This window comes from Thomasclavelia sp. (assembly GCF_017889095.1).
In the GTDB taxonomy this organism is placed as follows: Bacteria; Bacillota_I; Bacilli_A; order Erysipelotrichales; family Coprobacillaceae; genus Thomasclavelia.
Map to the genome: position 1 here is coordinate 1 of NZ_JAGHEW010000184.1, position 8,360 is coordinate 8,360.

Genomic DNA, 8,360 nt, shown 5'->3' on the forward strand with positions numbered 1-8,360 from the left:
AAATGATGAGTGAAATTAATGGAATCATAACAAAAACAAAAGGAATTTCAACGAGATATGCACAGGGATATATAGATTTCAATATATTAAGGAAACAGATGAAGTATCAGTACAAGAGAAAAGAGATTGTAGATAAACTGTTTGAAGAAGTAATCAAAACAAAGTCATTTAAGAATGTATTTATATCGCAAATGCCTATGCCGATATCTCTTAAAGAAGCATATTATGAATATAGATACGGTATATTCGCGCAGGACTGATAATAAAAACAACATTTTTCTTAAAAAGAGCGAAATTTTTTAATTATACTTATTTATTTACAAAAAAACTCGTTTTTATTTAGTTTTATCTTTGAATATGATAAAATGACCTATGATATAGGAAGGGGTGTTTTTTAATGGCAAATCAGAAAAATTTAGTATTAAGTCCAGTTTTAAAATGGGTTGGTGGCAAAAGACAGCTATTGAATGATATAATTCCTATGATACCTAAAAATTGTTCAACTTATGTTGAACCGTTTATTGGAGGAGGGGCTGTGTTATTTGAATTGCAACCCAAGAAAGCAATAATAAATGATTTTAATAGTGAATTAATTAACGTTTATACAGTTATTAAGGATTATCCCGAAGAATTGATTAAAGAATTACAATTTCATAAAGAAAATAATACATCAGAACATTTTTATATCGTGAGAGAATATGACAGAAAACCTGATTTTTTTTCACAAATGACAGTAGTACAAAAAGCAGCAAGAGTTATTTATTTGAATAAAACTTGTTATAATGGTTTGTACAGAGTAAATTCCGCAGGACAATTTAATTCCCCATATGGGAAGTACAAAAATCCAAATATAGTAAACGAAACGGTTATTAGGGCAATGTCAAAGTATTTTAATGAAAATAATATTATCATTAAAAATGTAGATTTTAAAGATGCTTTAAAAGGATTGAGAAGAGGGGCGTTTGTTTATTTAGATCCTCCATATATGCCAATTTCTAGTTCATCTTCATTTACAGGTTATACTGAAAATGGTTTTAATGAAGATAAGCAAAGAGAATTAAAAGAAGTATGTGATAAATTAGATGGAAAAGGTATTAAATTCTTACAATCAAATTCTGATTGTGAGTTTATTAGAGAGTTGTATAGTGATTATAAAATAAAAACTATTAAAGCTAAAAGAGCTATTAATAGTAAAGGAAATTCTAGAGGAGAAATAAATGAGGTGTTAATATACAATTATGAGTAAAAATAAAGATTTATCAGTAGATGAAGCTTGGGAAAAGTTATTAGAAAAATATGATATTGTAAAGAAAATAGAAGAAGATGGGATATTTCATATTGAAGCTTCACAAATAAAAGAATTCAAAGAACCAAGACTAATGTCAAAATGGGATAGTTCGAAGCAATTACCTTCTGCTTTGAAACGTAATAAAATCAATATTTTGCCTACTAGTAGACATTCTTATGTATTAGGAGATTTTCTTTTATATCAAGATATTCCTGAACTTGAAGAACAGGTAACAAAAATGACTGCAGTAGAATTACCAGAATATGAAAGTATAGATATTAATAACATTTCATCTGAAGCTAATGCAATTAATGTATTGATATTATCAAAAATATTAGATGACTTTTTGGATACTGATGAAAATGTTGGTACATTTAATGGTCGTATGAGTACAGGTATATTTGATTTCAATGTTAATACTGTGAGAGGATCGAAACAACATATTCTAGTCAATAATGCTCAATGTGAAATTGATGGTGGGTTTGAAAATTCGGAGTCGGTAATAATTATGGAAGCTAAAAATGTACTTCATCCTGATTTCCATGTTAGACAACTTTATTATCCATATAGATTATGGAAAACTAAAGTTAATAAACCGATTAGACTTGTTTTCTCAATATATTCAAATAAAATATATCGTTTATTTGAATATGAATTTACTGATATAAGCGATTATTCATCAATCAAATTGATTAAGAATAAAAACTATTCTCTTCAAGATACAGAAATTACATTAGAAGAACTAATTGAAGTTAGAAATGTTACACCAATAAAGTTTACTGATAATCAAGAAGATAAGAGTTTGCCTCCATTTGTTCAAGCAGATTCATTTGATAGGGTAATTTCTTTGTTGGAAAATATGAATGATAATCCAATGAATGATGAAGAAATAGCAGAGCTAATGCACTTTGGTTCTAATTTAAATAACGGAAAACCAGTTTTCAGACAATCTCAATATTATTATAATGCAGGCAAGTATTTGGGGTTATTTGAAAAGATTAGTACTGAAGAAAACGAAGTGAAATCAGTTTTAACATCTTTAGGTAAAAAAATTTACAAAATGCAATATAAAGAAAGACAATTAAAGTTAGTTTCTCTGATTTTAGAACATCAAATATTTGCAGAGTTTTTTGATGTAATTATTGATAATTTTGGTGAATTACCTGAAAGCAAAGCTATTCAAAAAAGAATGAGAGAATTAAATGTTTGTAATGAGGGACAAATAGTTAGAAGATCACAGTCTGTGAAATGTTGGTTGAAATGGATCTTCAATTTAATTAAATTATCATAAATCGTAGAATATACTAATGTATATGAATTTATTTTAAATAAAGAAAATCAGCAATAAATTTACATTCTAAATTCATTGCTGATAAATAATTTTAACTTAATGGATTAGATATATGAAATATTATTTTATTGGTCATTAAATTTAATATAATTTTTTATAACAATAGATATAAAATCATTAAAATTTCTACATTTTTTTATTTCTGCTATTACAATTGGTTCATTGAACAGCAAGATTAATGATTCATATAATGTATGGAAGTTTTTATTATCTATTTTATTAAAAGCAATCATGAAAACCACATTAACAAATTGCTGATTACCCCAATTAATTCCTTTGGGACTTATTATTATGCCAATACTAGTTTTATAAGCACTCATTTTCATTGGATGAGGAATAGCAATATTCATAAAAGCTGTAGAACTAGCTTTTTCCCTTTTCCATACTTCTTCTTTAAAATTATCTTCTACATAACCCAGATCAATCATTTGTTTAGCTAATTTGTTAATTGCTGTTTCTTTATTAATATCTTTATTGATTAAATAAAAAAGCTGCTCATTGAAATATAAATTTAGATTTTCAGTAAGAATTTGGCTTTTCTTAATATTTTGAATTTTAATAATTGCATCTAAGATCTTATTTTTTTCATAGCTCATTGGAAATGGTGGTAATAGCACAGTAAAATAATTTGATGATTTTAATACTGGAATAGTTGTAATGAGAAGATCAAAATCATTTCCTTCAATTTCATTTTCAAATGAAATTGATTTTTGGATAATTAATAATTCTCCAAAATCCATCATAATTTTTTTATATAAAGTGCTAGTAATATTTAGATATTCAGGACATAATAAAAGACAAGCTACTTTTGTTTTTTCCTTTTTTTGTCTTTCAATCTCAGTTCCTACATGTAATGCAATAAAAGCAATTTCATCTTCACTGATATTTTCATGAAAAGATAACATTAACTGATAGGCAATAAATGTAGAAATATCATATATAGTAGGACATGAGATTTTAATGGACTCGAGCATAGGATTTTTTAAAATATTATTTTTTATTAATCTGTTTTTTAGATTTTTTAGATGAAGCATGAAAGGTGTCATAAAGTTATCAGAATCAAGATTAATAAAAAAATGTTCATCAACTTTTTTAATAATATTTTTGGTAATTTGAATTATTTCATTAGGCACTAATAAAGAAATATCTTCATTTTGATCATTTATATAATTAGCATTATTTTTAAAAAGAACATATATTTCAAATTTTTCTGATGAATTAAAAGAAATATTAAAAATTTGTTGTAAAGCAAGACATAAATCGTTAGCTATTTTTTCATCATGATTATTGCTTATTTGATCTAATTTGTTATTGACAATATGATTACCATGATTAATCCTGCTAACCATGATAGTTACGTGTAAAATAAAATTAACACAAGAAAAATCATTGAGATAATAGTGATGTTGTTTGCAAATCTCTTTGATTGTTGTATAAGCGTCGTCAAAATCATAATCAGGAAAACTTTCTTGTAGAAAATTTAAATTAAGAAAATTACCGCTTACCTCTTCTGACATCACATGACTAATTAGTTTTCGTTTGTTTTGTTCACATCCATCAACATGAAGTTTATTATTTTCACTTGAAAAAGTAATATCAAAATTTGCAAATGAAGTATTCATTTTATAAATATCTTTTTTTAAAGTACTGTAGCTGATAAATAATTCTTCGCATAGATCAAAAATATCAATATAATCTTGTTTTTCTAAAAGTGTTTTTTTAATGATATAAATACATCTACTTTCATAGTCTTGAGGAATATCATTTTCATATTGAAGCAAAGAACTAGCTTTTGCTTTATTAATAAGATAACCCCGATTACTAGATGTAATTAAATTTGGGTAATCGATATTTAACATAGCAATGTATGATTTGATTGTTCGAATAGAAAGATTTAATGCTTTTGAAAGAGTATTAGCTGTGACTTTTTCATTATGAGTATATAAATAATTAATCAGCTCTTTTTCTTTTTTTCTCATGCTATCATCCTTCCATATTTGCTTATATTTATATTATAGTTGTTTTAATATTTATTTAAACTAGAATTTTGCACCGTGCAAAATGCATATTTGCACGATGCAGAAGATTAGTTGAGTGGCTATTTACAAAATGTTTAAATATAAATGTAAAGTTCAAGAACTTACAAATAAATATGAAGTGGAGGAAATAAAAATGGCACAAATGCATATTTATCTATGTTGTGGAGGAGGCTTGTCGTCAGGATTTCTAGCGCAAAAAGCTAGAGCGGTTGCTAAGAAAAAAAAGATGGATGTAACAATCGAAGCTAAAAGTGAAAGTGAAGTTGCCCAATATTTACCAAAGATGGATATTCTTTGTATTGGACCACATTATGAATTTAGATTAAATACATTTAAAGATATGGCAGCACCATATAATGTTCCGGTAGTTCTTATTCCAGAAGAAACATATTCAATGTTAGATGGACAAGCATTGCTTGAATTGGCTTTATCAGAAATAGAAAAAACAGATAATAGGAGATAGTTAAAATGAAAGGAATTATGGATTGGTTTACTAATAAATTAGCACCAGGAATGCAGAAGGTTTTTAGTAATCCTTGGATTGCTTCAGTTGCAAGTGCAATGCAAAAAATCTTGCCATTTATTTTAGTAGGATCGGTTATATCAATTTACAATGTCTTTGTGCGTTATATACCATCACTGCCTGATTTAAGTTTTGTAAATACGTTTAGTTTTGGAATGATGTCATTAATAGTGGCTTTTATGGTTACTTATTTTGGAATGGTAGAGCTTGATCATCCTAAATATACGATAACAGCAGGATTAACTTCAGTAACAGTATTTTTAATGGCGTTATGTCCAACTATGGCTACGTTATTACAAAATACAACAACGGGCAAAACAGAGCTTACTTTCACAGATATTAATTTTTTAGGTGGCTCTGGTTTATTTATAGCAATCATTGTGGGATTGATTGTAATGTTGATTTTTCATTTATATGCAAAATTACATGTTTTAGAAGATAGTGTTACAATGCCGGATTTCGTTTGTGAGTGGATAAATAATATTGTTCCTATGACTTTTATTTATCTAATGTTTGGAATAATTGTATTTATAGTAAATTTTGATTTAGTTGAATTTATTAATTTGATTTTCCAACCGGTTGTAAATTTAGGACAATCTTTACCTGGTTTTGTTGTTATTTGCTTTTTATATGTATTGTTATATTCAGTAGGAATTTCAGCATGGTCATTAAATGCTATTGTTAAACCGATTTTGATGGCTGGAATTGCTGCTAATGCAGAGATGGCATTAGCAGGTGGTAATCCAATTTATATTGTTACAACTGAAACCATTTTTACAACAGCTTTGATTGCAATGGGTGGTTTAGGTGGAACTTTGCCATTGAATTTCTTAATGTTATTTAAATGTAAATCTAAAAAATTAAAAACAATGGGAAAAATTTGTATTGGACCATCAATATTTAATATTAATGAACCACTAGTTTATGGAGCGCCAATAGTTTTTAATCCATTACTAATGATTCCAATGTGGATAAATTCAATTGTAGGTCCATTAATTATTTGGTTTGTAATGAAAGCTAGCTTATTAAATATTCCTTCAGGAGTCAATAATATTTCGCGTATTCCCGCACCAATTTGTACATGGTTAACTACAGATGATTTTAGAGCATTTATTTGGTTCTTTATCTTGTTTATCATTTATACATTAATTTGGTATCCATTTTTGATGAAATATGATAATCAACTTATTAAAGAAGAACAAGAAAAAGAACAATAATATAGTGTGGAGGAGCAATAAATGGATGAAAATAGTTTTTTAATATCAGTTGCTATGAAAATCATTATGAATTCTGGTAATGCAAGAACAAAAGCCAATCAGGCATTAGAAGCATTAGAAATTTTTGATTTTTCAAAAGCATATAAAAAAATCACAGAAGCAAAAGAGGATATAAAAAAAGCTCATCAAGAACAAACGGAAATAATTCAAAAGGAAGCAGCTGGCAAACACTATCAAACATGTTTATTATTTACTCATGCTCAAGATACGCTTATGACAATCATGAGTGAAGTTAATCTAACAGAAAAAATGATAATTTTATTTAAGTCTTTTTATCAATTACAAAATCATAGGGAGGATTAAACGTGTTATTAACAGAAAAATATGAAAAACAAATAGACAATAATTTTCCTGAAGATTTTTTATGGGGAGTAGCAATAAGTGCTAAGCAGGCTGAAGGGGCTGATGATAGGGCTTTGACGGTTGCAGATTTACAAGATTATGATCCAAATGATAAAACAAAAGTAAAAGGAGATTTATCTAAAGAGGAAATCTTAAAGCGGCTTAACTCTCCAGAAAAATATAATTTCCCTAAAAAAATAGGAATTGAATTTTATCATCGTTATCAAGAAGACTTAATATTACTTAAAGAAATGGGGATTACTTGTTTTCGTTTTTCAATATGCTGGGCAAGAATTTTTCCTAATGGAATAGATGCCAAACCTAGTGAACAAGGGTTAGAATACTACGATAAAATGTTTGATTTACTTAAAGAAATGAAAATAGAGCCAATCGTTACATTATATCATGATGATATGCCAATTGACCTAGCTTTAAAATACAATGGTTTTTTATCACAAAAAGTTGTTGATGCATTTATAGATTATGCTTCTTTAATTATGAAAAGATATCAAGATAAAGTAACATACTGGATACCTGTAAATCAGATTAATTTAATGCGAGTTAGTCTTAGTTCATTAGGAATTGTAAAAGATACTGTCACCAACTTAGAACAAAAAAAGTATCAAGCTATTCATAATAAGTTTGTTGCTTGTGCGAAAATAAAAGAAATTGGAAGAAAAATAAATAAAAATTTTAAATTTGGATGTATGTTAGCTGATTTTTTAGTAACCCCAATAACTTGTAAACCTAAAGATGTTGTTTTTGCAACTGAAAAAAATCAAATGACAATGTATTTTTATGGTGATGTGCAATTAAGAGGAGAATATCCAAGATATGCAATCAGCTATTTTAACCATAATCAAATATCAATAGAAATCAAAGAAAATGATTTGATATTAATTAAAGAAAATACTTTAGATTTTTTAGCAATCAGTTATTATAATTCTAATGTTGTTGATCATGAAAAAAATACGTTAGCTATTGGTGATTCATTGTTAAATCCATATTTAAAAGCTAATCCATGGGGATGGACAATTAATCCGCTTGGATTATATGATGGTTTTCTTAAATATTGGGATCGATATCAAAAACCATTGATGATTGCTGAAAATGGAATAGGTCAAATTGAAAAATTAGATAACAATACAGTCCATGATGATTATCGTATTGATTATATTAGAGAACATATCGTTTCTTTAAATAAGGCAATAAAACATGGAGTTAAAGTTTTTGCTTATTGTGTCTGGTCACCAATTGACATGGTTTCTTCGGGAACAAGTGAAATGAAAAAAAGATATGGATTTATTTATAATGATCAAGATGATTATGGATTAGGTAGTCATAAAAGATATAAGAAGGATTCTTATGTATGGTATCAAAATGTTATTAAAAGTAATGGATCAATACTATCGAAAAAGAATATTAAATAGAATGAACCTAGATATTTGATAGGTTCATTTTTTTAGGAAATAGGGTGATTTTTTAACATGAATAAATCTAGTTAAGGTAGAACAAATAAGGTATAATAGGCTTGAAAGGA

Annotated in this window: 8 protein-coding genes; 7 read left to right on the forward strand and 1 reads right to left on the reverse strand. The window is 27.1% G+C overall.

What is annotated here, in order from left to right:
- The 3 genes from J7M77_RS07850 to J7M77_RS07860 form a co-directional block, all read left to right on the forward strand.
- A partial coding sequence (locus tag J7M77_RS07850) for a hypothetical protein (protein WP_296877278.1) occupies positions 1 to 260 on the forward strand: 260 nt, incomplete at its 5' end.
- A gap of 137 nt (positions 261 to 397) precedes the next feature.
- Positions 398 to 1,246: a DNA adenine methylase gene (locus J7M77_RS07855; protein ID WP_296877279.1), complete on the forward strand. Its 849-nt coding sequence runs from the start codon at positions 398 to 400 to the stop codon at positions 1,244 to 1,246.
- Entirely contained in the window at positions 1,239 to 2,579 is a 1,341-nt protein-coding gene (locus J7M77_RS07860) for a type II restriction endonuclease (protein WP_296877280.1), read from the forward strand. Before J7M77_RS07855 ends, J7M77_RS07860 begins: the two co-directional genes overlap by 8 nt.
- 125 nt (positions 2,580 to 2,704) lie before the next feature.
- Here J7M77_RS07860 and J7M77_RS07865 read toward each other — a convergent pair whose 3' ends face one another.
- Complete coding sequence (locus J7M77_RS07865) at positions 2,705 to 4,618, reverse strand: PTS sugar transporter subunit IIA (protein WP_296877281.1); 1,914 nt, start codon at positions 4,616 to 4,618, stop codon at positions 2,705 to 2,707.
- Positions 4,619 to 4,811: 193 nt separating this feature from the next.
- On the opposite strand from J7M77_RS07865, the gene J7M77_RS07870 reads away from it, so the two are divergent.
- Genes J7M77_RS07870 through J7M77_RS07885 form a run of 4 tightly spaced genes read left to right on the forward strand, consistent with a single transcriptional unit; the run spans position 4,812 to position 8,250 of the window.
- The gene (locus tag J7M77_RS07870; RefSeq protein ID WP_296877282.1) at positions 4,812 to 5,141 is read left to right on the forward strand and encodes a PTS sugar transporter subunit IIB; all 330 of its coding nucleotides are present in this window, start codon (positions 4,812 to 4,814) and stop codon (positions 5,139 to 5,141) included.
- 5 nt (positions 5,142 to 5,146) lie between these two features.
- Positions 5,147 to 6,418: a PTS transporter subunit EIIC gene (locus tag J7M77_RS07875; protein WP_296877283.1), complete on the forward strand. Its 1,272-nt coding sequence runs from the start codon at positions 5,147 to 5,149 to the stop codon at positions 6,416 to 6,418.
- 21 nt (positions 6,419 to 6,439) lie between these two features.
- Complete coding sequence (locus tag J7M77_RS07880; RefSeq protein WP_296877284.1) at positions 6,440 to 6,781, forward strand: PTS lactose/cellobiose transporter subunit IIA; 342 nt, start codon at positions 6,440 to 6,442, stop codon at positions 6,779 to 6,781.
- Between the two features lie 2 nt (positions 6,782 to 6,783).
- On the forward strand, positions 6,784 to 8,250 hold the full coding sequence (locus tag J7M77_RS07885) for a glycoside hydrolase family 1 protein (protein WP_296877285.1): 1,467 nt from the start codon (positions 6,784 to 6,786) through the stop codon (positions 8,248 to 8,250).
- The last annotated feature ends 110 nt before the right edge of the window (positions 8,251 to 8,360 follow it).